Origin of the sequence: Dethiosulfovibrio peptidovorans DSM 11002, assembly GCF_000172975.1 — a bacterium.
GTDB classification, from domain to species: Bacteria; Synergistota; Synergistia; order Synergistales; family Dethiosulfovibrionaceae; genus Dethiosulfovibrio; species Dethiosulfovibrio peptidovorans.
Genome location: NZ_ABTR02000001.1, coordinates 1939352 through 1963737, shown reverse-complemented (window position 1 = coordinate 1963737; position 24386 = coordinate 1939352). Strand labels below are relative to the sequence as shown.

16 protein-coding genes are annotated in these 24386 nt (G+C 52.2%); 3 read left to right on the top strand and 13 right to left on the bottom strand.

What is annotated here, in order from left to right; translation table 11 throughout:
* Positions 1–14: 14 nt before the first annotated feature.
* On the bottom strand, positions 15–1109 hold the full coding sequence (locus DPEP_RS09390) for a RelA/SpoT domain-containing protein (RefSeq protein ID WP_005661587.1): 1095 nt from the start codon (positions 1107–1109) through the stop codon (positions 15–17).
* 103 nt (positions 1110–1212) lie between these two features.
* Positions 1213–3309 (bottom strand): tetratricopeptide repeat protein, encoded by a 2097-nt coding sequence (locus DPEP_RS12870; RefSeq protein WP_005661586.1) that lies wholly within the window; start codon positions 3307–3309, stop codon positions 1213–1215.
* A 142-nt stretch (positions 3310–3451) separates the two neighbouring features.
* Here DPEP_RS12870 and DPEP_RS09380 point away from each other — a divergent pair, with 142 nt between their 5' ends.
* Positions 3452–5149 (top strand): phosphodiester glycosidase family protein, encoded by a 1698-nt coding sequence (locus DPEP_RS09380; RefSeq protein WP_005661585.1) that lies wholly within the window; start codon positions 3452–3454, stop codon positions 5147–5149.
* On the opposite strand, the gene DPEP_RS09375 is transcribed toward DPEP_RS09380, so the two are convergent.
* The 4 genes from DPEP_RS09375 to DPEP_RS09360 all read right to left on the bottom strand — a co-directional run bounded on the left by DPEP_RS09375 (position 5128) and on the right by DPEP_RS09360 (position 10841).
* Complete coding sequence (locus DPEP_RS09375) at positions 5128–7602, bottom strand: ATP-dependent Clp protease ATP-binding subunit (protein WP_005661584.1); 2475 nt, start codon at positions 7600–7602, stop codon at positions 5128–5130. The two genes, DPEP_RS09380 and DPEP_RS09375, sit on opposite strands and share 22 nt — an antisense overlap.
* 11 nt (positions 7603–7613) lie before the next feature.
* Complete coding sequence (locus tag DPEP_RS09370) at positions 7614–8093, bottom strand: CtsR family transcriptional regulator (protein WP_005661583.1); 480 nt, start codon at positions 8091–8093, stop codon at positions 7614–7616.
* A gap of 85 nt (positions 8094–8178) precedes the next feature.
* Complete coding sequence (gene plsY / locus DPEP_RS09365) at positions 8179–8790, bottom strand: glycerol-3-phosphate 1-O-acyltransferase PlsY (RefSeq protein ID WP_156775112.1); 612 nt, start codon at positions 8788–8790, stop codon at positions 8179–8181.
* Positions 8790–10841 (bottom strand): acetate--CoA ligase family protein, encoded by a 2052-nt coding sequence (locus DPEP_RS09360; RefSeq protein ID WP_206740457.1) that lies wholly within the window; start codon positions 10839–10841, stop codon positions 8790–8792. The genes plsY and DPEP_RS09360 overlap by 1 nt, the downstream gene beginning before the upstream one ends.
* 597 nt (positions 10842–11438) lie before the next feature.
* On the opposite strand from DPEP_RS09360, the gene adhE reads away from it, so the two are divergent.
* Positions 11439–14066, top strand: coding sequence for a bifunctional acetaldehyde-CoA/alcohol dehydrogenase (adhE, locus tag DPEP_RS09355; protein WP_005661578.1), 2628 nt, complete (start codon positions 11439–11441; stop codon positions 14064–14066).
* A gap of 52 nt (positions 14067–14118) precedes the next feature.
* Here the strand turns inward: adhE and nifU are convergent, their stop codons facing one another.
* The 6 genes from nifU to DPEP_RS09325 form a co-directional block, all read right to left on the bottom strand.
* Entirely contained in the window at positions 14119–14547 is a 429-nt protein-coding gene (nifU, locus tag DPEP_RS09350) for a Fe-S cluster assembly scaffold protein NifU (RefSeq protein WP_005661576.1), read from the bottom strand.
* Complete coding sequence (gene nifS / locus DPEP_RS09345; RefSeq protein ID WP_005661575.1) at positions 14547–15740, bottom strand: cysteine desulfurase NifS; 1194 nt, start codon at positions 15738–15740, stop codon at positions 14547–14549. The genes nifU and nifS overlap by 1 nt, the downstream gene beginning before the upstream one ends.
* 68 nt (positions 15741–15808) lie before the next feature.
* Entirely contained in the window at positions 15809–18943 is a 3135-nt protein-coding gene (gene carB, locus DPEP_RS09340; RefSeq protein WP_005661574.1) for a carbamoyl-phosphate synthase large subunit, read from the bottom strand.
* 3 nt (positions 18944–18946) lie between these two features.
* On the bottom strand, positions 18947–19978 hold the full coding sequence (locus tag DPEP_RS09335; RefSeq protein ID WP_005661573.1) for a carbamoyl phosphate synthase small subunit: 1032 nt from the start codon (positions 19976–19978) through the stop codon (positions 18947–18949).
* 163 nt (positions 19979–20141) lie between these two features.
* Positions 20142–21260 carry a bifunctional metallophosphatase/5'-nucleotidase gene (locus DPEP_RS09330; RefSeq protein ID WP_005661572.1) on the bottom strand — a complete coding sequence of 373 codons (1119 nt, stop codon included), beginning with the start codon at positions 21258–21260 and terminating at the stop codon, positions 20142–20144.
* A complete protein-coding gene (locus DPEP_RS09325) occupies positions 21247–21783 on the bottom strand; it encodes a bifunctional UDP-sugar hydrolase/5'-nucleotidase (RefSeq protein WP_005661571.1) in 537 nt (178 codons plus the stop codon). The genes DPEP_RS09330 and DPEP_RS09325 overlap by 14 nt, the downstream gene beginning before the upstream one ends.
* Positions 21784–21896: 113 nt before the next feature.
* On the opposite strand from DPEP_RS09325, the gene DPEP_RS09320 reads away from it, so the two are divergent.
* Positions 21897–22436, top strand: a complete 540-nt coding sequence (locus DPEP_RS09320) for a DUF2179 domain-containing protein (protein WP_198003065.1) — start codon at positions 21897–21899, stop codon at positions 22434–22436.
* A 62-nt stretch (positions 22437–22498) separates the two neighbouring features.
* Here DPEP_RS09320 and DPEP_RS09315 read toward each other — a convergent pair whose 3' ends face one another.
* Complete coding sequence (locus tag DPEP_RS09315; RefSeq protein WP_005661567.1) at positions 22499–24157, bottom strand: dipeptidase; 1659 nt, start codon at positions 24155–24157, stop codon at positions 22499–22501.
* Positions 24158–24386: the final 229 nt, after the last annotated feature.

Sequence of the window (24386 nt, the reverse complement as noted above, 5' to 3'; positions counted from 1 at the left end):
CGCACCAAACGGGATCAAACGCCTTTGATCCTATCCGACCCCATCTTTATGCCCAACCCCACGAGATCTTTGTTCTGAAGAACATCCCACTTCATGTTCAACACTAGCAGGAACACTGCGGAATAACCGTCCACTTTCCAGGAGGAGATCTCTTCCTCGAATGCGGAGTGGACCGTCTTAAGTTGTTCTATGCCGGTGCCGTCTCTTTCCATAGACGAGAGGAAATCTCTCACCTCGGATACTGAATTGAACTCGGCCGCCTTAAAGATACGGCACAGATAATCAAGGCTATCCTCCAGATAGGAACTGTCCGGGACAAATCCTGGGAAACCCGTCTCTCTAGCAGCCTCAGACCACCGTGAGTAGAGAGCTCCGTCGGATTCCTCGAAAAGCTTACGTAAATCTTCCTTATCCAAAGGCTTTTTCTCCTCTGGAGGAGAGTTATCGATTATGGGCTTGGCTCGATCGGGCGTCACAGGTATGGCCAATCCCTTAGCGGCCTCTCTCAGATAGTGGAAATCTTCATCTGCTTCCTCAAGAAGGGCACTTACCCTGGAAAGCTTCCTCTTCAGTTTACCTTTGGTTACTACATCGGTAGCTCCCGCAATTTCAGGGCTGATGGTAGCCCAGGCTTCCTGTAACATCGTACGGACCTGAAGATGAAGCTTCAGGTCTCGATAACGCTCCCATTCTCTTAACTTGCTCCGATCGGACTTCAAAGAGACGTCATAAACTATGGAGCGATAGCCGAATATATCGGGATCCTCAAGATCCTTGCTGGTAGTGGATCTCGGAAGATCTATCAGGAACTCTTCCTGTATCGTCTTCTCCACCGCGATAGCATCGCTGGGGAAATAGAGGAGAATCCTCACCGTAGCCAAGTCGGGCATATCCTTAAACGGATCGACAGGAAGAGCCTTACCGCTTTCCGTAAGGTCACGGATAAAACTTTCCGGGGATTTAGCCCATCCCTCGAGAGCGTATACCTTTACATGCTCCCTTTCGATTAAATCTTGGAGAAGATTTTTCATTCTCCTCACGAATTCCTGGTACATGGAGTAGCGCTGGATATACTGAAACCCCCACTCCTCGACCTTCTGAGTCTGCATTCTGCGACCACCACCTGTGCTTGATATCGATATGTTACTAACGTAAAAAAATAAAACGCCTTAAAAAGTATAGATGAAAAAGGGTATATTGAAAATGCCGTTTTTATATCTTCGTCGAAAAGCTGTCCCTCAGTTCTTTCCAAAAAACCACCGAAGGGGCTAATTCTTCAACAGTATCGAGCAAAATCAAGGCCTCGTCCTTTCGTCCGGAGACAAAAAGACTGTGGGCTTCCATAGCTATAGCGGAGGCCTTAAGGATCCTCGAAGGGGGGCTCGGAGTGATTTTGACCGTAAGAGCCATAAAATCTATGTATAGCTCTTTCCCACCAGGGTTAAGTTTTATGGCTTTTTTCAAAGGATCGTACATATCGAGACCGATTTTAGGTACTATCAGACCGGGAATGGACACTCCTTCGTCCTCGGCATAAAGAGTGGCATCCTTCACAGTGCCATCGCCGTCGTTCCATCCGATATTCCAGTTATTCCTCGATCTGTAGACCAAGACGGAAGGAGGGTCTCCCTTCAACGATGCACCGCTCTTCTTGGTCAAGACATGCTGCACCATGGCCATAGCATCCTGATCTCTACCTATGGATGAGCAGCTATAGGCGGCTTCCAGTAAAAGACGAGAGTCTTTATCGTTCAAAAGCAGCCCCTTCTCCAAGAAAAGCAAAGCCTCTCTGAAACGGCCTGCCATATTATAGGCCTTCCCCAACCGAAAGAGAGATGACACATCGCGCTTATCGGTGAGTCGTCTCAACATATCCGAATCCTGGGCTCCTATCCTTCGGGAGGAACTTAACAGGACCAGGAAGTGTCGTTCTTCAAGACTAGGACCGGATAACTCCGTTTTGTCTGTTTCTTCTCGGGCAACCCTTTTTACGTCTCTTCTCTCTTGTTTCCTATCTGTTTTTTTAGGAGGAACGACTTTAGGAGACGAAGCAACCTCGTATTCGACGACCTTTTCAGCCTTAATCGGTTGAGTTTTTTCCTTTTGATCCTCCGAGCTTTTTTCATCGACTATCTCTATGGGAACCTCTACCGTCAAGACCGCCGAGTCTTCGGAGACTTCATCCATGGACACGGCGACAAACTCATCGGGAGAGACCGAGAGATCTCCCGATAAATCCTCAGAGATAACATCCTCCACCGGTAACAGAAGGTCCAGCGCATCCGATCTGAGCGAGTTTACCTCGTCTCCAGATATTTCGATTGGAGCTTCTTCGATTAATTGAAGGACATCCAACGGCTGAGATTTTTCCAAAAGCACCCGTGCCAATTCGAGACGTGTTTCGTTATCGCTAGGATCTAACCGCAACGTCTCCCTGTAGCTCTTCTCCGCTTGAGCGGATGAACCAAGATGGGACAAGATCGATCCTATTTTTCGGTGAATATCCGGGCTTTCAGGGGATAACGCCAAGGCACCGTAAAAGGAATCCAAAGCCTCTGCATATCTTTCGGCAGTCAAAAGAGCCTCTCCCTTTTTTATCAGGGACTGGAGAGGAAGAGATCTCTCCATCTCGACTTCTTCATAAAGAGAGACAGCTTTTTCAAACTCGCCTGAGGAATACATCCGATCCGCCTCTTCGAGTGTTCTAGTTGGAGTTTCTATTGAATTCCAGACCAAAAGTACGGCCCCTCCGACGAGAGCGAGGGATGAAAGTAGAATATACTTACGGCGAGATGAAGTCTTCTCCCCTTTTTTAGGCAAATTGGACTTAGAGCCCTCGGGATCCTCTTCCTCCCCGGAGATATCCTCGGGAATAAATGCAGGCTCCCCATCGAAAAGAATACGATCCTCCATATCCCTTATAGCCCCTTCTTCCATGTGAGAAAGAGGGGGGGGCTCTGAAGAGGAGGACAATTGAGGTTCGGCGAGCTCTTCTTCAAGATATTGTTCCGTTTCTTCGTCGACCTTCCCCATGGACGGAGACGGAGGGATTTCAACCGAGTCGGAGATCCCCAAGTCTGTAAAGACCGCTGAAGCCAAGGAATCGAGAGTATTCTCGGGGACTATCTCTTCTATAGAGTGTGCAGGAGCCTCGCTCTTTTTTATAAAATCGATAGGAGAGGAGAAACCCTCCTTTGACTGTCCAGAGGCATCGTCATCGACATCGGAGGAGACGATGGGGAAACCCATGGCATCGGGATCCAGTTTTTTTCGTGGTTCTCGAATCCAGGCCTCTAGATTCTTCTCCATATCTGCCGACACCTCCCACTCTAGAGCTTTACATCAAGAGCCATTGTAGCACAAGGATGAGTAGATCTGTCCATACGCGCTGTACCTATGGTACCATTTTAACCGGTTATAATATAATCGATTACATCAGGGAGGTAAAACATTGAGACATCTTTTAAAGATAACGGTAGGTTTTATGCTGGCGTTAGCTGTATCCACTCCGGCTGCCGCCGTGAACAGAGGGAAAGCTCTGTCCGAGATAATATCCGCACTTAGCCTTCCTCTTTGGAACGGGAAAAGTTTTTCCGACGTTCCTAAAGATCATCCAAGCTCACGTTATGTGGAATCGGCCTTCGCCATGGGGATACTTTTCCCCTCCGACAGGTTCTATCCTGACATAGAGATCAGCAAAGCGGAGGCCATAGCTTTTTCGTTCAGAGCGATGGGCTGGCATCACGAGGCTAAAATGGCCGCTTCCCTTGTCCAGACGAAGGGAGAGCTGCCCCCCTACCTGGAGCCATACGTAAGCCTAGCCGGGGAAATAGAACCTAAGATGCCTCCCGCTCTGGTCCGTTCCCCTTCCCATACTTTGAACGAAGAGGATCTGAAAGACCTGACCGAATGGCTAAAAGAAAGCATCGTCTCAGGGGTAAGGTGGGACATGAGTGTGAACAGTTCGAGCTATACCCTTTCTCTACACAGAGAGGGGGTTGGCCGCCCGCCTAAAGGGTGGGCGATAGCCCTGTCGGAAAACTCCAGTGAGGAGAAGGCCAGAGCGACGATAAAAAGGCTAAAGAACCTGAATTTCCCGTCCTATATAGAGAGAACCGACTGCGCTTTCTCGGTCAGAATAGGACCGTATAGCAACTATGCTCAGGCGTGGTTATTGGCAAAGAAAGTGCCCAGAGAATTCGGAAAGGTCTCCATTTTGCCGATTGGAGGCGGAAGAAGGACTCTTTTCTGGTGCATGATAAAGGCTCTTCCGTCGAGAACCTCCATAACCACGGCACCTTCCATAGGAGCCAGAAAGCTCTCCCTGAGCGAGATCGGGGAACATTCCCATTCGGTGGCCGCGGTAAACGCCGGTTTTTTTTGGAAAAACAGGCCGGTCGGCACGATAGTTATAGACGATATCCCGGTATCGCCGACCTATAAGAACAGGTCCGCCGTAGGCTGGAATCAGGAGATGGCCTTCTTCGGAGATGGATCCTTTCGGCTGTCGGTTGAATGCGGGGATAAGAGTCTTCCGATATCGTCCATAAATCAGCCGACATCCGAGGGTAAGATAGGTTTTTATACCCCTCATTTCGGACAGTTCGCCACCTCTATCAAGGGAAACGGGACGGAGTTTCTGTTAAAAAGGTCGAAAACGATAAAGGCCAGGAGATCAGCCGGATCGAACCACTTCATGAAACCGGAAGAGAATATTTTATATCTAAGGACATCCGGATTAGGCCCCTTCTCCGATGCGGCTGAGATCAAGCTTCAGACCATCTGGTCCGATGAAGCGATGATCGAGGCCAAACAGGTAATTCAAGCGGGCCCTATGATCCTCGGTCTGGAAGGACCATTTTCCTCCGAGTGGTTTTCTGATTCGATAATAAACAAACGCCACCCCAGGACTTTAGCGGGCTGGGATGGCGACAGATTATGCTGGATCGTCATAGACGGTCGTTCGTCGTGGCATAGCGACGGCGCCACACTGTCCGAGGCGGCCTTCATAGCCAGACAGGCTGGTCTCGTAAAAGCGATAAACATGGACGGAGGTGGATCGAGCCAGCTATGGTGGAAAGGGATCACCGTGAACCTACCGTCGGAAGGGAGAGAACGACCTCTTCCCTACGCTGTGACCTTTCGCTGATCTCCTTTTTTGGGAGGAACGCAACGCAACGACAGCTCCCCACGGGAGACTCCAACCCTGGAGGTGTATCCATCGATCAGGCTCCCATCCAATATCATATCCGCAAGAGGGTCTTCAAGCAGCCTCTGTATGGTTCTTCTAAGAGGACGAGCTCCATACTGAGGCTGATACCCCTTTTCCAGGATCAGCTCTTTCGCCTTGGTCGAGACGGTAAGTCGAATACCCTTTTCAGAGAGCCTTTCCCTGACTTCCTTCAACATTACGTCCAGAATGCCAAGCATCTGCTCTTTGCTGAGGGGACTGAAGACTACCTGTTCGTCTATTCTGTTCAAGAACTCCGGCCTAAATGCCCGTCTAACCTCTTCGTCTATATTCTTGGAGACGCTGGACCAGTCCGAAAAACCTTCGTGATTATCGGTGGCAAAACCGAACCCCTGGCGCTTGACGATATTTCTAGCCCCTATATTACTGGTCATAATGACCACTGTGTTTCGGAAATCCACCTTCCGACCCTGACCGTCGGTAAGACGACCTTCCTCTAGAATCTGAAGAAGCACGTTGAAAACGTCCGGATTGGCCTTTTCTATCTCGTCGAAGAGTATAACCGAGTAGGGCCTTCTCCTTATCGTCTCGGTAAGCTTGCCACCGCTCTCGTGCCCGACATATCCAGGAGGCGCTCCTATAAGCTTAGAGACCTCGTGACGCTCCATAAACTCGCTCATATCCAAGGTCACTAGAGCATCCTCCGAACCAAAGAGGAAATCGGCCAAAGAACGGGCCATCTCGGTCTTGCCTACCCCTGTAGGCCCCAGGAAGAGAAAACTGCCTATGGGGCGCTTGGGATCTTTAAGTCCGCTACGAGCTCTCCTGATAGCCTTGGATACTGCCGAGACCGCTGATTCCTGCCCGACAAGACGGCGATGGATCTCATCCTCCATACGGGAGAGCCTTTTGGACTCCTCTTCCGTAAGCTGGCTCACAGGGACACCGGTCCACTCGGATACGACCTGAGCCACGCTCTCATCGGTAAGCACCGGAACTTCCTTGGTCTGTCGAGAGACCCATTCACGACGTCTCCTCTCCAGGTCGTCGGAAAGTCGATTTTCATCGTCTCTAAGCTTGGCGGCTTTCTCAAAAGCCTGAGAATTCACCGCCGATTCTTTTTCTTTCCTGATTCGTTCAAGTTCCTTGTCCATTTTCTTCAGGGACTCCGGAAGCTCCATCGTATCCAATCTAGCACGAGCCGCAGCCTCGTCTATGAGATCAATCCCCTTGTCCGGGAGAAATCGATCGGTTATATACCTCGAGGACAGCTTTACCGCCGCGTCCAGGGCTTGATCGGTTATGGTCACTCTGTGATGAGACTCGTATCTATCCCTCAGCCCCTTCACTATCAGAAAGGCATCTTCCAGATTGGGCTCATACACCTTAACGGGTTGAAAACGCCTCTCCAGTGCCGCATCCTTCTCTATGTGACGACGATACTCCTCCAGAGTAGTCGCTCCTACGACCTGAAATTCCCCTCTAGCGAGGCTGGGCTTCAGAATATTAGCCGCATCGATGGCGCCCTCAGCTCCTCCCGCCCCGACTATAGTGTGGATCTCGTCGATGAAGAGGATGACGTCCCGACACTCCTTCAGCTCAACGACCAACTTTCTCATTCTCTCCTCAAACTCGCCTCTGTATTTGGTCCCAGCTACGAGATTGCCCATATTCAACTGAAAGACTCTCTTTTCCTTAAGGCTCTCCGGAATATCTCCCGATAAGACCTTCTGGGCCAAACCCTCCACTATAGCGGTCTTGCCTACCCCGGGATCTCCGATCAACACGGGGTTGTTCTTGGTTCTTCTAGAAAGGACCTGTATGACCCTACGGATTTCCTTGCTCCTTCCTATTACGGGATCCAGTTCGTTTTTCTCCGCCATTTCGGTGAGATCTATCCCCAACTGATCCAGGATCGGCGTTCTATTCCGATCCTTTCTTTCCTGTTTGTTCGAGGATTTGCCATCGCCCTCTCCTCCTGAGAGAAAACGAAGAACCTGTTTCTTGCCCTCCGCCGGTTCCAGTCCCATATTTCTAAGGACCTGTACCGCCATGCCCTCCCCCTCTGAAAAAAGACCGAGCAAAATATGCTCGGTGCCGACGTAGTTGACCCCCATGTTCCTGGCTTCCCTTATGGAGAGGTCCAGAACCCTCTTGGCCCTGGGACTCAACGGGAGATCCATCGGCTTCTTTATGGGTTCTCCAAGCGATACGCTAGCCTCGACCGCCACTAGCAACTCGTCCGAAGGCAACCCTAAAGAGGATAGAATCTGCGCGGCAACCCCGCCGTTTTCCAGAGCCAACCCCATAAGTATATGTTCCGTTCCGATCATATCGTGGCCCAATCGGAGGGCCTCTCTATGAGCCAGCTGTATGACTTTCTTGCTTCTCTCTGTAAAGAACTGCCACATACTACCCTCCATCACGAAAGAACCAGACTGCGAAGCATTCTCTTGAGAAGCTCGGCCTGGAGAACGTTTCTCTTATAGGGAGACACATCGAAGACCGATTCTCCCATATCGTCCACATGACGCAATGCAACCTCTATCAAAAGCCTCTCCCTCAGTTCGAGAAGACCTCTGGACTGAAGGGAAGCCAACAACCTCTTAGCTTCCTGTTCGGTAATGCTGTCTCCTACCAGGTCGTCCAGATGACGGAGTCTGGCATCCGGGGTCTCGTAGCATATCCGTAGAATCCTTATGTAGCCGTGACCGCCCCTCTGGCTTTCTACGAGATATCCCCGCTCGGGGGTGAACCTGCTCCTCAAAACGTAGTTTATCTGACTGGGGACGCACCCGAACCTCTCAGCAAGCTCCTTTCTACGAAGGGATACGACGTCCTCGTCGTTTCCCTCGAGAAGCTCTATTATGTGACTCTCTATGACCTCGGTGAGGCTCCGCACCACAACTCCCCCTATCCATATACGATAATGTCGACATTCTATCCTATTGGTCAAAAATAGTCAATAGGTCAGAGCTTCGCTGATCTTATTTAGATCGGGCCCTTGACTCTCGACCGGAGAGAAGCCTTTTAACGTTGGCTCTATGTCTCCACGTAGATAAAACAGCCAATCCAAAGGCAGACAAGGCGAAAGGAGCAGGAACTCCACAAAGAGGAAGGATAAACGCTAAACCGAATAACGAAAGGATCGATGCAAGAGAGACATACCCTCCAATCTTCAATATAATCAGCCAGACGAGTCCACCGAGAGGAACGGCTATCATCGACCCAGGAGGGGCTACGAAGAAAAGGGTACCGTAGGTGGTAGAGACCCCCTTACCACCCTTAAAATCCAGCCATATAGGGTAGTTATGGCCCATGACGGCGGCGAAAGCAGCCATAGCCACTGTGACATCGGATGCCCCGAAAAGCCGGATCATAAGCACCGCGACTCCCCCTTTTAGCATGTCCACTATAGCCACTAAAAAAGCCCATTTCTTACCCATGAGCCTTCCCAGGTTGGTCGCCCCAACGTTACCGGAACCGTAGGTCCTTATGTCTATGCCCCTCAAGCGTAGGGCAATCAGATAAGCGGTAGGGAAAGACCCTGCCAGGTATCCCAATACCAGCCAAGCGAAAGAGACAAAGAAACTCCACATCATACATCATCCTTTCTAGCCCTGAAGGCGTAGACGTCGGCTATTTTAACGCCTTCAGAGGTCACAAAGGCCGAATCTATATCCAGGAGCTGAAGGTCCGGCTCGGCACAGGATAGCCTAGAGACCTTTACCACCTCACCGGCAAGGGCCTTAAAATCCAGCGTTTCCGTCCCTTTTAACCCGGAAAAAAGAGGATACCCTCTGAGGCTTTCGACCATCTCCAGAGCCGAGGAAAAATCCAGAGGTGCTAGTCTGAGGGCCAGGTCCTTAGTTACGTCGTAGAGAACCCCTCCCAAACCTACGGCGACGACTGGTCCGAAGACAGGATCCCTCTTCATCCCTATCATACATTCGATGCCCTCCTCCACCATCTCCTGCACCAACACCCCGTCTATGACCGCCCCCGGACAGGAGCGTCCTGTCCTCTCCAGTATACGGCCATAGGCGTTCTGCAATTCCTCCTCCGTCCTGAGACTCAGGGCTATGCCTCTGGCGGCCTTCTTGCTGAACACGTCGGTGGACACTACCTTGAGGACCACAGGATAGCCGATCTCGTTACCGGCCGTCAGGGTCTCGTCCAAAGAACGGCAGAAACGCTGTCTGACCAGGGAGAGGCCGTAGCGACCGATAAAATCGGTGGCATCGTGTTCGTTGAGATCCTTCGGATACAGATCCAGCACGGAGGCACCGGAGGGAGAACATTCCAACTCTGAAGGAACCGGAGTCTGTATCATACCCAAAAGGGATACTAGAGCATCCGCGCATCTTCTAGGACTATCGAAAAGTGGTATCCCGCTCCTACGAAGCCTCTCCAAAGCGTGGTTACCGTGAGCATCGTCTATCAACCAACAACACAGTATGGGCTTCGAATCAGGGCGAACCGTACCTATCAAGGCATCAGCCACCAATTCGGCCCCTCCGGCGGACATGATCGGAACATCCACTATAACTGCATCGACCTCATCCGCACTTTGAAGAATACAGAGCGCATTGGACAAAACGGAAAATGGATTTTCAATTGAATGAGGGACGACTACAGGGTTTTGGGATATGCTTCCTAAGGGTAGCACGTCCGACAGCTCCTCTTTGGTCCTATCGGATAATCCCACCACGTTCAGCCCTAGGGAAACACACTTATCAGCCTGAATAACCCCGATACCACCGGAAAGGGACAGAATCGCCACGTTGCTGCCCGAGGCTCTTTCGCTTTCCCCTATAATTCTTGACATATCTATCAGCTCTTCAAGATCGTCCAACAGCACCAATCCAAATTGCTTCGCCACAGCTCTCCATATACCGTCGTCGGTAGAGGAACCTAAGCCATATCTGTCCAAGACCCTATCCCTGACGCATTTCGACGTTCCGCCTCTCATTACCGCGACAGATATTCCCCTTGCCCTGGCTTCCTGAGCCAGACAAAGAAAAGCCCGCCCATCAGACATACCCTCGATATAAAATATAATCAACCTTACCTCGCGGTCCTCCACTATCCAACGTCCGATATCTATCATGTCCAGATCCATGGATACCCCGGTGGTCACCACGTAACGGAAACGAACCCCTGAGTCTATCCCCATGGCCAAAGCGGAAAAACCCAACGCTCCGCTTTGAGAGATTAAGGCCACATGTCCCTCCTCTCCCTGACTGAGATCCAGAGCGCTGGAACAACTGATCGGTATGGAATCAACGAAATTGACGAACCCCTGAGACTCGGGGCCGATAAATCTGGTGCCTCTGGAGAGGACCCTCTTCAGGATAGGTTTATGATCCCGGCCGGAACCTTCCAGCCGGGAGAATAGCACCATATAGGGAACTCCTACGCGAGAACAGATATCCAAGGCCTTCAAAGAGAAATCCGAAGAGGAAAGAATCATAGCCAGGTCGGGGACAAATGGCAGATCCTCAATCGACGTCGCGTTCTCTTCCGAGATGGCTACGACCTCGCCGGAGAAACCCCACTCGTGAAGAAGTGCTCTCAACCTTGATATTACGCCGCCGCCTAGAGAATCCTCGACTATCAGAATACTATTGGGGCGAAAAAGGCGTTCCATGGATCGATACGAAAAGGAGTTGTCTTCATGTGACATCGAAAAAACCTCTCTCATCAAATTTATTTACAACCCTATCCATGATAAAACCGATAAAAATGCGAGTATACCACGAGGATTGAAAAAGGGGCCGGCTTTAACCGGCCCCTTTTTCAATCCTCGAATTACCGCTTATCGACGTCGCTTTCTTCCTGCCCTACCTCGGTGTTGACCTCGAAACCGAATAACTTAAGTCTTTCTCGAACCAGAACCTTACGTTTCAGAAACCTCTTACCCCGGAAGGCCTCATACCGTGAGTTTTCCGCCGAACGTGCTTGCGCCTTTGTCTCAGCTACGCTCAATCGATTCACCTCACTGAAAAATGATATGGTTCGGTTACGTATCTATTTCGATTATACACTTAAAAGAATCGAAGGCAAACTTTTCTCTGTATTCAATTCTACAGCAGCAAAAATCGACCTCGTTTTATCGGTCAAATCTGTCTCTTCTGACCCCTAAGGATCTCCCTTGACTTATTTGTGAATGTGATTACAATACCTATCAAGCTATACGATAGTTATTGTTTTACCTAATACTATTTTTCAAGGAGGTTCTACAAAAATGGCCACCAAAAAAATCCCAGAAGACGCAAAAACGACCGAAAAATCCGTCAGAGATATACCGAGAGAGATCGACGATCTGGTATCCAGGACCAAAGCGGCTCAGGAAAAATACGCCACATACTGTCAGGAAAAGGTCGACGAGATATTCTTCCAGGTGGCCATGGCGGCCAACCAAGCCCGAATTCCTCTGGCCAAAGCGGCCTCGGAGGAAACCGGCATGGGCATAGTGGAAGACAAGGTTATAAAGAACCATTTCGCCTCCGAGTTCATATACAACAAGTACCGTAATCATAAAACCTGCGGCATCGTCGAAAAGGACGAGACCAACGGTTTCTTCAGGGTAGCTGAGCCTCTGGGAGTACTGGCCGGAATAATTCCGACGACAAATCCGACTTCTACAGCCATATTCAAGGCGTTGCTGGCGTTGAAAACCAGAAACGGGATCGTATTTTCCCCCCATCCTAGGGCCAAGAAATGTACCGTAATGACGGCAAAATTGATACACGACGCCGCCGTCAAGGCAGGAGCTCCGGAAGGCATAGTTGCCTGCATAGAGGAACCTTCCGTCGAAGGATCCCAGTACCTCATGTCCCATAGATCCATAAGCATGACCCTCGCTACCGGCGGTCCCGGCATGGTGAAGGCCGCCTACTCATCTGGAAGGCCTGCCATAGGGGTAGGCTCGGGGAACACCCCGGCTGTGATAGACGAGACCGCCGACATAAAGATGGCGGTAAACTCCATACTCCTGAGCAAGACCTTCGACAACGGACTTATATGTGCCTCGGAGCAATCGGTGATCGTGTGTGAATCCGTATACGACAAGGTGTACAGAGAGTTCACCGAGAGAGGTGCCATAATACTTAACGACGACCAAAGAGAAAAGCTGAGAAGGACTATAATTCAGGACGGAAAGCTGAACGTAGACATAGTCGGCCAACCGGCCCACAGGATAGCCGAGCTCTCGGGTTTCAAGGTTCCGGAGGCAACCAAGGTCCTGATAGGAGAGGCAGAAAAAATAGGCTCCGACGAACCCCTCAGCTACGAGAAGTTATCTCCAGTCCTGGGACTCTACAGAGCCCAAGACTTCTCCGACGCAGTGGAAAAGGCCTCCAAACTGGTGATATTCGCCGGGATGGGACACACCTCGGTTCTCTACACCCAGCCCAGCAACAGAGACAGGATAAAAGCCTACAGCGAGAAGATGTCCACCGGCAGGGTCCTAATAAACATGCCCAGTTCCCAGGGAGCAATTGGAGACGTCTATAACTTCCGTCTAGAGCCCTCTTTGACTCTGGGATGCGGTTCCTGGGGAGGCAACAGTGTCAGCGAAAACGTCGGAATCCGTCATCTGATCAACCTGAAGACCGTTGCGGAAAGAAGAGAGAATATGCTGTGGTTTCGCATCCCCTCCCAGGTCTATTTCAAACCCGGATGCCTTTCCGAGTCGTTGAATGAGCTGGAGGGCCGTAAAAAGGCATTTCTCGTGACGGACCGCCCGCTGTACGACCTGGGCTACTCGGACAAGGTGACCAAGCATCTGGAGAGCATGGGCATGGAGATCGAGATCTTCGCAGACGTCAAACCCGACCCAGACATCTCCACCATCCAGAAGGGATTGGAGAGGCTGAAGGATTTCAACCCCGACGTGGTATTGGCCCTCGGAGGAGGATCTCCTATAGACGCGGCCAAGATCATGTGGCTGCTTTACGAGCATCCGGAGGTCCGTTTCGACAGGCTGTCCATGCGTTTCATGGACATAAGAAAAAGGGTCTGCAAGTTCCCTAAAATGGGGAAGAAGGCCATAATGGTCGCTATCCCCACGACTTCCGGTACCGGCTCGGAAGTCACTCCCTTTGCTGTCATAACCGATGACAAGGAAGGGGTTAAATACCCCATAGCGGACTACGAGCTCACTCCGGACATGGCCATAGTGGACCCGGACCTGGTTCTATCCATGCCTAGAGGAGTGGCTGCGGCATCGGGGATAGACGCCGTTACCCACGCCCTGGAGGCACTGGTGGCCACCACCGCCACCGACTACACCAACGGCATAGCCATGGAGGCTCTGAAACTCCTTTTCACCTACCTACCGGCGTCCTACAGAGACGGAGCGGCCAATCCCGAGGCCAGGGAAAAGGTGCACTACGCTGCGACGATGGCGGGGATGGCCTTCGCCAACGCTTTCTTGGGACTGTGCCACTCGATGTCCCATAAACTGGGCTCGGCCTTCCATGTGGCTCATGGGGTTGCCAACGGGATACTCATAACCGAGGTCATCAGGTACAACATGACATCTGCACCGAGAAAACAGGCGGCGTTCCCCCAGTACAAGTACCCCGAGGCCAAAGAGAGGTACGCAAAGGTGGCCGATTACCTTGGGCTGCCTGGCAAGAGCTACGACGACAAGATAGAGGCGCTCATATCCGCCATAGAGAAGCTACGAAAGGACCTCAACCTCCCCTCGACCATCGAAGAGGCAGGGGTCAACGAAGCGGATTTCATGGCCAAGGTGGACGAACTAAGCGAGCTGGCCTTCGACGACCAGTGCACCGGCAACAACCCCAGATATCCCTTGATATCGGAGATAAGAGAGCTTTACCTGAAGGGATTCAAGAAAAGATAGAATGCAAAGAGTAGGAGGGGAAATCCCCTCCTACTCTTTCTTTTTATAGCCCTTATCGGTTGCCATGATCGTGGGCAAGCTGATTCTGGTTCCTCTCGGGAAGCAGTGGACGCCCTTTTTTGCCCAGGTAATCGTTGAGAGCCTTTGTTATGGCTTCCTCGGCCAGTACGGAACAGTGCATCTTGACCGGAGGCAAGCCGTCCAACGCCTGAGCTACTGCTTTGTTGGTGAGCTCGGCGGCCTCCTGGACGGACTTGCCCTTTATCATCTCGGTAGCCATGCTGGAGGAAGCTATGGCGGAGGCACATCCAAAGGTCTTAAATCTGACGTCGATTATGACGTCGTCCTCTATCCTGAGATATATCTTCATTATGTCGCCACATTTGGCGTTGCCTACCTCTCCGACCCCGTCGGGATTCTCAATCTCCCCGACATTTCTCGGATTTCTAAAATGATCCATCACGATCTCGCTGTATAGCATCACAGAACCTCCCGTCGGGCCATGTAGTCGTCCCAAAGAGGAGACATCGCCCTTCTCCCCTCCACGATGGAGGGCAAGACCTCCAGGAGTCGAGCCACGTCGTAGTCAGAGCTGGACCGCCCCAGAGTCAACCTGACAGAACCGTGGGCCATCTCGTGAGACAGCCCTATGGCCATTAGGACGTGAGACGGATCGAGAGAAGCGGACGCGCAGGCACTTCCGGTAGAGGCGGCTATCCCGGCATCGTCCAGGTCCAACAGAAGGGTCTCTCCCTCAATTCCTACGAAGCTGAAGTTGGCGTTGTTGGACAAACGCCTGTCTCCCACGGGACCGTTGAGCCTGGTATGAGGTATGGTGGACATGACTCCATCGATGAGACGATCACGAAGTTTGCAGATCTCTAGGGAATCAGACTCCATTTCCTCCGAGGCCAAGGAGGCGGCCTTTCCCATACCGACTATCGACGCTACATTCTCCGTTCCTGCCCGTCTAGATCTCTCCTGACCTCCACCGTGTATGAGATTCTCCAATCGTATCCCCTTTTTCACGTAAAGGGCCCCGACACCTTTGGGGCCATAGAATTTATGGGCCGCCATGGAAAGCATATCTATCCCCATAGACTTCACGTCTATAGGCACGTGAACCACGGCCTGAACCGCATCGGTGTGAAACAGTACACCTCTGTCCCTACAGACTTTTCCGATCGCCTCTACATCCTGAATAGTGCCTATTTCGTTGTTGGCGAATGCGACCGAGACCAACAAGGTGTCGTCTCTTATGGCCTCCTTCAACTTATCGATGGAGACGAATCCCTCCGAATCTACAGGAAGATAAGTGACACGAAAACCCATCCTCTCCAGAAAATCCATGGAATGGAGCACCGCATGGTGTTCGGTCTCGGTGGTTATCAGGTGCCGTTTATCTTTGCCGGCCCGAGAGAAAGCCAACCCCTTAAGGGCCCAGTTATCCGCCTCCGAACCGCCGCCGGTGAAGAAAATCTCCTCAGGCAACGCTCCTATGAGGTCGGCCACCGCCTCTCGAGCTTCCTCTATAGCTCGTCTGTTCCCATCGGAGTAGCTGTAAAGCGACGAAGGGTTCTCAAAGGAAATCGAGTGGTAGGGCATCATGGCCGCCACGACCTCCGGTCTAACGAAGGTAGTGGCGGCATAATCCATATATACCTTGCCATTCATGGCATCGCCTCCTGAAGATAGACGTAAAGTCCAATGTGTTTCGATGCTAGACTAGCATACCCTACCAACTATGTCAAGTTTAACGCCATCGCCACAGCCGACGCCGCCTCCAACGAGAAAAGACAGGGCGTCGACGTTTCCATGGCATTTCTCCTTATTCCCGCTCCCTCTTTAATAGCACCAAGATCGGGCCCCGGAAGGTTTACCACCAGATCCCATCGTCCATCGTTCAAGGAGGCCGACAATCCATCTTTTTTCACGACAGAACGGCAACTCACCCCCCATCTGGAGAAAAAGTAAGCGGTCCCAGGAGTCCCTTCCACCTCCCATCCCTTGGATTCGAAAAGAGCCGCAATGGCACAGGCCTCCGCCTTTTTGCCATCGTCCACGGAAAAAAGGACTCTGCCTTTACGGGGGACGGACCACCCGGCACCGACCCAGGCCTCTCTCAGTGCCTCGCTTAAAGACTCGCCCAATCCCAGGGACTCCCCGGTAGAGCTCATCCTCGGGCCGGGTCTCACCTCTGCCCCTGGGATCTTCTCTGTTGAGAAAACCGGAACCTTGACCCCCATCGGTCCTTGATAACGATGAATTCCGGGAACGACGAAAGATGAAAGGGGCTCTCCCAACCCCACGCCTACCGCTATATCCACCAAGGGCAATCCCGTGAGCTTCGCCACTATGGGAACAGTTCGGCTTGCCCTAGGATTGGCCTCTATGACCCACAGCCGACCGCCGTGAAGGACCATTTGAACGTTCAAAAGGCCTTTTATGTTCATCGTTTTCCCGAGAGATTCACAGATATTCGCTATCTCCAAACGCATCTCTTCGTTCAAGGAGATATCGGGAAACACCGCCATAGAATCCCCTGAGTGGATCCCGGCCGGATCCAGATGCTCGAAAATACCCGGCACGAACACGTCCTTGCCATCACAGATTACGTCCACCTCGAATTCTTTGCCGGTGAGGAATCGATCCATCAAAACCTCCTGATCGGCATCGACGGAAAACGCCCTTTCCAGGACCCCTTCCAAGTCCTGAGGACGGTAGACCACTCTCATGGCCGCCCCTCCTATGACGAAGCTGGGACGAACCATGAGAGGATAGCCGATGCCATCACCGCAGGACAGCCCCTCTTTAATGTCTCGTACCGCAGTCCCTTTAGGATAGGGAATGGCCAGTCGATCGAGCAGAGAAACGAAAGCACCTCTATCCTCGGCCTGAATCACCGTATCGCCGGAGATTCCTATAAGCTCCTTACCTCTGGCCTCCAGATCCAGACCTACCTTCAGCGAAGTCTGCCCGCCGAAGGAGGCGAATACCGAGGATATCCCCTCCCTATCGAGCAACGCTTCGACGTCCTCGGCAGTCAATGGCTCTACGTAGAGTCCGTCGGAGATATCGTGATCGGTGCTCACCGTCTCGGGGTTATCGTTCACCATAATCGCCCGAATCCCCCTCCGTCTAAGGGCCTCAACAGCCTTCACGCAACAGTAATCGAACTCTACCCCCTGCCCTATCCTTATGGAACCGGAACCGAGGACCGCCACAGCTCTCCCTGAGGGGGCGGAAAAAACATCTCCTTCGGCGGAGTAGCTGCCGTACCAGAAACCGGACCCGGCGGGGAATTCCCCGGCGCAACCGTCGACCTCGCGATACCCCGGAACAATCCCCTCCTTCCTCCGAAGATCCCTGACATCTCCCTCTTCTACTCCGGCCCAGTAGGCGACGGCCCTGTCGGAAAATCCCATGGACTTGGCCTTTCTCAAGACGAATTCGTCCAGCCGCCCTCCAGAAGAGATGACTCTTTCCATGGACACGATCTCCTCGAGAAAATTCAAAAAGCAAGGAGCGATAGAGGACCTCCGTGCCAAACAATTCGTCGAATAGCCTCTTCTGAAAAGTTCCATGGAGGAAAGCAGCGCTCTGTCGGTAGGGATCGTCAGATCTTCCTGTAGCTCTTCGTCGGACAGACAGACCCCGTCGACGGAGAAACGCCAGGACTCGGTTCCCAGGGATCTCATGGCCTTCATCCAAGCCTCGGAGAAGCTAAGCCCCATCTCCAGGACCTCTCCGGTAGCCTTCATCTTGGTCCCTAGGGATCGGTCCTTCGTATCGAACGTATCGAAAGGAAAACGTGGAACCTTTACCACAACGTAGTCCAGTGCCGGTTCTGTCATCGCACTGCCCGTACCGGTCACAGGGTTTGGCATCTCGCTCAAGGAACGCCCCAGAGCGATTTTCGCGGCTATTCTGGCTATGGGATATCCCGTCGCCTTGCTGGCCAGGGCACTGGATCTGCTGGCCCTAGGGTTGACCTCTATGACGACGTATTCATCTCCATCGGGAGCTAATCCGAACTGAACGTTACAGGCTCCCCTTACGTCCAGGGCATCCACTATCCTGAGGGCCGAATAGCGCAGGGTCTGCCAGATCCTGTCGCTAAGAGACAGGACCGGAGATACCACGACCGAATCTCCGGTATGCACCCCCATGGGATCGACGTTCTCCATACCACAGACTGCCAAGGAATTCCCAGACCCGTCCCGGACGACCTCTACCTCTATCTCCCGCCATCCCTTAAGATACCTCTCCACCAGGACCCTGGATACCGGAGACGCCTTAAGCCCCTCTGCGACTATTCTTTTCAAAGAAGACTCATCCCGTGCTACTCCTCCGCCGGTTCCTCCCAAAGTAAAATCGGGCCTTATCACCATGGGAAAGGGCGTCTTTTCCGCAAAGGCCAGGGCCTCTTTCATCGATCCCACGTAGGCGCTTTCCACCACCGGCTCCCCGATGGAGCTAACACAGTCTCTAAAGGACTCCCGACCCTCCGCCTTCAGGATGGACGCCACCGAGGTTCCCAGTACTCTCACGCCGTAACGGTCCCAGAGACCCATATCTTGACAACTCACACAGAGGTTCAGGCCGGTCTGTCCTCCCAAGGTAGCGACAACGCCGTAGATCTTATGAGCAGCGAGAATTTCCTCCACCGACTCCACCGTAAGAGGACGTAGATAGACCATGTCGGCCAAAGACGTATCGGTCTGTATGGTGGCGGGGTTGCTGTTCAGCAGGATCGTGCCGTATCCCTCCTCCTTCAGAGCTCGACAGGCCTGACTCCCGGAATAATCGAACTCGGCGGCCTGTCCTATTCTTATGGGCCCCGAACCTATAACCAGTATTTTCTCGATAACGTCCATCGATCAAGTCCTCCTCAGGGTGTCTACGAAGTCGTCGAATATCCATAGTCCGTCCATAGGCCCGGCCCCCGCCTCCGGATGAAACTGTACCCCGGAAATGCGGAGAGCGGGATCGGAGATCCCCTCCACGGTTCCATCGGAAAGATGACGGAAAGAAATATCCAGATCGGTATTTTTCAGACTGGATTCATCTATGGCATAACCATGATTTTGGCTGGTCACCATGGCTCTGCCGGTACGGAGATCCAAAACCGGGTGGTTTCCTCCCCTGTGTCCGTAGGGCAGCCTGACGGTCTCGGCACCGCAAGCCAAAGCCAATATCTGACAACCGAGACAGATACCTAGAATAGGAATTTTACCCAACAGCTCTCTCACAACGCCTATCTCTTCGGGCAAAAGGGAAGGATCACCGGGACCGTTGCTTAACAGGACTCCGTCGAAATCTCCATTCAGGACGAGACGAGGATCGACGGAGTGAGGCAAAAGGGTCACGGAACACCCTCTGTCGACCAAACGCCTGACTATATCCATCTTCGTGCCGTAGTCGATCAAAGCCACAGAGGTGCTACCGGATCCATAATTTCGCACCGCCGAAGAGGAGACTTCGGAAACGAGGCCACCCCCCAAAGTATCGACGATGGGGGGCTCTCTCGTCTCGGATATCCTGGCCATTGGAGTGTCTATTTCCCTCAACTTCAGGACCAAAGACCTACAGTCGAGCCCGGTTATGACTGGAACACCCCATTTGGCCAACCATTTTTCAAAAGTCCCCTCCGTATCCTGGAGTCTCTGGACGACCACAGCCTTAACCCAAGGCCTGGAGCTCTGAAAATCCACTTCGTCCAATCCGTATATTCCTATACAGGGGAAGGCGAACACCAAAATCTGACCGTGATAGGACGGATCTGTGATGGACTGAGAGTACCCCGGATAGGCGGTGGTGAAGACAAGCTCCCCCTCGATATCGACTCCATCGATCGTCGAAAGGCAACTCTTCGAAGTTCCATCTGACAGACTTAAAGCGACCTGATACATAGGCACCTCCACAAAACTAAGGTTTCTTAAAAAACCAAGCTATGATTTTAAGTTCAGGATATCCTACAACAGGACGCAAAAAAAAGCAAGTGCGCCATCGATGGCACACCTGCTTAAAGACCGGAACTACTTCAGGAAACCCTTAGACCTTAAACCTTTGACTTCATTTTTTCACCGCAATGCGCCCGTCCTCGGATTTTTCCACTATCCCCTCGGTGTGTCTTATGGTCTCAGCCAAAACGTCCGAGTCGGTAACGTAGGATTCGGCGGCTTTTTTACGGGCGAAAGGATAATACTTGTCCCCTCCTCCTCCGGTCCAGGAATAGGTGGCGACGGTGTATATTTCGTCGTCCTCGAGAGGAATCCTTTTCCCGTCCCTCTCTATCTCCATGGAGACTACCCGGGCTCCCGAACGGATCAACTTGGAATCGTTGTCTATCAATGCAGGGGCCTTGGTGAGATCGAGGACCACTCTAAGACCGGATATCTGTAGAAAAGCTCCGCTAGGAGCCCTCACGGCCGGATCGTATTCATCGTCCGTCCCCTTGAGAGCCGAGGCGGATATCTCCATCACTTCCCGCAGCTCCGCTCCGGAGAAAGAGAAGGTCTGCATAGTGTTGCCCCAAGGGAAGATTTCCATTATCGTGTTGTAGGAAATTTCTCCGGCGGGGAATACTCTGTCTCCTCTGATACCTCCACCGTTCACGAAGGCTACGTCGGTTCCGGCTTTCCAACGAAGTCCATCGGCCAGGTAGTCTCCTAATGCGGATTCACGGGCCCTCACCACAAGCTTGGTGGCATCCATATCGGCAGCGAAGGTTCCGACCTTTTTACTCAGATTTTTCTTAAGCTCCTCTCCGTAAGGCTCTATTGCGGACTCTACGTCCTGAGCCTTGGGAATAGATTGACGCATCTCGATCAGCTTCCAGCTCGATCTTTCGACGTCGAGTTCTCCGTCCTTGACCGTTACCGCCATGGAACCGACGTATCTCGCCATGGCACCGGCCTGTCCTATCATGGTCCTCCATCCATCTGGGCCCTCCACTATCTCCGGAGACTCCATCACTGTATGGCTGTGTCCTCCTAAGATGGCATGTATTCCCGAGACGGATCCGGCCAGTGCCCTATCTGAGTCGATCCCCACGTGGGTTAACGCTACTATGACATCGCATCCCCGTTCTCGAAGGTCCTCGACGCATTTTTCGGAAACGGCGATCAGATCCTGGCCGGCCGCGATATCAGGACCGGGACTGGTGAGAGATGCCAGTTCAGTACAGAGCAAACCGAAAAAACCCTACCTTAAGACCGTTTTTCAGAGTGGTCGTCCAGGTAGCTGGCAGCTCGCAGTCCTCTATGGAGGTATCCAGGTTGGCGCATATCAAGGGGAAGGAGGCGGTCCTTACGAACTGGCCGAACACATCGGCTCCCAGATCGAATTCGTGGTTGCCAGGAATTCCAACGTCCACCGGTATCGCGTCTATTCCGGCCAGCTCAGCTTTTCCATGAAAGAAAAAGAAAAGCGGACCTTCAACCGTATCACCCATCTGAGCCACGACGACGTTACCGAGAGATTGAGATTTTATCTCCCTTATAACCGAGGCCATTCTAGCTATTCCTCCAACGTCTTCCTTGACCTTTTCGCCGTCAACCTTTACCGTGGCTTCGTAGGAAAATATCTTCCCGTGCATATCGTTGAATCCCACTATAGTGGCGGTTCCATCCTTGCCCCAAGATGGCATGGAAAAAGCCATTATCGCCATCAGGACAAAAAATAGCTTCCCAACTCGGACGGTGCATCTTCTCATATAAAAGACCTCCCGAAAATGTATTTACGCAGGCTGAAATGCCTCCGTATCGAAGCTTTATCTCACGACTAAGCATAGCACAGGAAAAAGGGAAAAAGACACTAGAAAGGACCGTGATTTCATTGATCGACACCGCTCTTCTGCTCAGCATGACAATGATATTCTTAGCCAGAGTAACCGACGTTAGCCTCGGCACTTTCAGGATTCTCCAGTTGGTGAGAGGACATAGAATAGCCGCCACCATGATAGGTTTCTTCGAGATTATGATATATATGGCGGTGCTGAGTCACATACTGGGGGGCGGTCGCACCCTCAAGACCATGGAACTACTGGCATACTGCACGGGATACGCCTTCGGAAACTATGTAGGGGCCTTTATGGAGGACAAGTTCATGAAAGGCTATACGATGCTGGAGGCGATGGCACCCTGTAGCGACGAGACGTTGAAGGTCGTAGACGACCTCAGAGACAGAGGTTTCGGCACTACGATGATAAGAGGTGAGGGGAAGAACGGCCCCAGATATATAATCAAGATAATATGCAACAGAAAGGACATCCCGGAGATAACCAGGATGATCAAACACCTGGCCTTCGTGACCGTTTTCGACGTAAAAAGCTGTTTAGGCGGATACTTCAGGATGAAGAGGAAATGAAGACAGGAGGAGGGGCTGAAGAACCCCTTCTCCTATCGTCTATGGCTCAGCAATAACGATTTTTATTTAGGATCAGATGGATTGGACGTGGCTCCGAATCCAACATCCTTCAACCACCAGGTAGGATAGCCAGCTCCTTCCTGGGAACCTTCGTCGGTCATTACGTAACCGTCGCTGTATTTACCGACCAACTCGTCTCCGAGCGCCCACCATCTGGCCTCCACTACCTCCATGGCTTCGTTGGTATAGTCGGTCACCATGGCGACGGCCTTGGAGGGATCCTTACCGTAGACTTCGGCCGCCTCGTCCCTGAGCTTAGGCACTTCGGCGAGGAAACGGCTCTCGAACTTCTCCTGTTCGGCTGCGATATCCACGATCATGTAGTTCCACTTGACCGTGGCCCAGTTGGACACGAAGTTGAAGGCCCACCAGGCGCTGTTACGATCCATCTTGTGGCGCATGCCGGTCGCCCAGCTCTCGGGGACCTCAGTCACGCCGCAGAACACAGGTACGTAGACCGTGGTGAGAGGCTGGTCCAAACCGAACCAAAGCACCCCTCCCACCGGATCGGGAAGGTCGCTCCAGGATTGGGCTACGTGACTGTAGGAGCAACGGAAGATGCTGATGTTCCTCTCCCAGTAGGTATGCTCGGTTCCCTCGGGCTTCTGATCCCTGTTGGGCCTGTAGAGCACGGGGCATTCGAAGGGACCTCCGGCCTTGGTCTTGGCAAGATCGTAAGGGGTTCCCTGATAATGGTCTCTGTTTATGGTCATAAGATCCTTGGCGGAGACCTTCCTGTCCGGCTTGATCGAGAGGGGGTACTGGGCCTCGGTGGACTTGAGCTTCAGTGAAGGAGCCATCAGATCGAGCGCCCTCCACTCCCTGCGGCTACACACCGGAGAGTAGGCATAGTCCTCAGCTGGCATGTAGGCCTTGTTGAAGAGGAACTCCTCTCCTTCCTTCCACCACCCCATCTCCTTGGCAAAGGTCTTGACATTGGAGGAGTACATATAGTTCTCGTCGTCGTCGAAGTCAACTCTGCCTATTCTGGAACGGTTGGCGATTACGCTGACCTCGTCGTCGGGAATTCTGGCTGCTACCCACACGGCACCGGGCTTACCGTTGTCGGAGGTCCAGAGAGGTCCCGGTCCGGCAATCTCGAAAAGCCAAACCTCGTCTCCGTCGGCTATACAGAGTCCTTCGCCAGCGTCTCCGTAACCGTATTTCTCGGCGAGAGAGCCCATGACAGTTATAGCTTCCCTGGCGGTCTTGGCTCTCTGGAGCGCAAAGACCTCCAGCATCTCGATCATCATCCAGCCGTTGTCGCAGTAGAGCTCCTCGCGGCCACCCCAGGTAGCCTCACCTATCATGAGTTTATGCTCGTTCATGAAGGGATATCCCACGTTGAAGTAGGTGTAGGTCTCCTCGACCTGAGGTATCTCGCCTACTTTGTCCAGAGGTTTGATAGGTATCGTCTGATAACATAGGTTTTTGTAAACCGGAGCGGTGGCTCCATTATCCCATTTACGACCGGGGATTATCTGAAGCCTATGATCGTACCATCCATCGGCCGTGTGACTGACCATGGTGGAACCATCCACGGTGGCCTTCTTTCCCGCCATCATAGCGGTACATCCGAAGGCGGATCCTACGAGAACTGCCGAAACAGCCAAAGCCCCTGCAGCAACTCCCGCCCTCTTGAAAACGCTTCTCACGGACATAAAAACACCCTCCCGAACAAAAATACCCGCCAAGAACGCGACGGGGGTCGATACCTGGATACCACGCATTCACTGTGAAAAATTTTAACGACCAGGACCGTTTAGGTCAATTATTTGTATAGAACTGTTCCTCTATGTAGGGATTTTGTAACACAACGTTCGTTTTTATGTTTCTAAGGAATATCAAGGACATACCGAGAAGAGACCTTATCGTCTTTATGGGTTAAAA

Excerpts from the sequence above, each read along its gene's own strand:
- DPEP_RS09390 (WP_005661587.1), bottom strand. The coding sequence starts at position 1,109 with ATGCAGACTCAGAAGGTCGAGGAGTGGGGGTTTCAGTATATCCAGCGC.
- DPEP_RS12870 (WP_005661586.1), bottom strand. The coding sequence starts at position 3,309 with ATGGAGAAGAATCTAGAGGCCTGGATTCGAGAACCACGAAAAAAACTG.
- DPEP_RS09375 (WP_005661584.1), bottom strand. The coding sequence starts at position 7,602 with ATGTGGCAGTTCTTTACAGAGAGAAGCAAGAAAGTCATACAGCTGGCT.
- plsY (WP_156775112.1), bottom strand. The coding sequence starts at position 8,790 with ATGTGGAGTTTCTTTGTCTCTTTCGCTTGGCTGGTATTGGGATACCTG.
- DPEP_RS09360 (WP_206740457.1), bottom strand. The coding sequence starts at position 10,841 with ATGGAACGCCTTTTTCGCCCCAATAGTATTCTGATAGTCGAGGATTCT.
- adhE (WP_005661578.1), top strand. The coding sequence starts at position 11,439 with ATGGCCACCAAAAAAATCCCAGAAGACGCAAAAACGACCGAAAAATCC.
- nifU (WP_005661576.1), bottom strand. The coding sequence starts at position 14,547 with ATGCTATACAGCGAGATCGTGATGGATCATTTTAGAAATCCGAGAAAT.
- nifS (WP_005661575.1), bottom strand. The coding sequence starts at position 15,740 with ATGAATGGCAAGGTATATATGGATTATGCCGCCACTACCTTCGTTAGA.
- carB (WP_005661574.1), bottom strand. The coding sequence starts at position 18,943 with ATGGACGTTATCGAGAAAATACTGGTTATAGGTTCGGGGCCCATAAGA.
- DPEP_RS09335 (WP_005661573.1), bottom strand. The coding sequence starts at position 19,978 with ATGTATCAGGTCGCTTTAAGTCTGTCAGATGGAACTTCGAAGAGTTGC.
- DPEP_RS09325 (WP_005661571.1), bottom strand. The coding sequence starts at position 21,783 with ATGAGAAGATGCACCGTCCGAGTTGGGAAGCTATTTTTTGTCCTGATG.
- DPEP_RS09315 (WP_005661567.1), bottom strand. The coding sequence starts at position 24,157 with ATGTCCGTGAGAAGCGTTTTCAAGAGGGCGGGAGTTGCTGCAGGGGCT.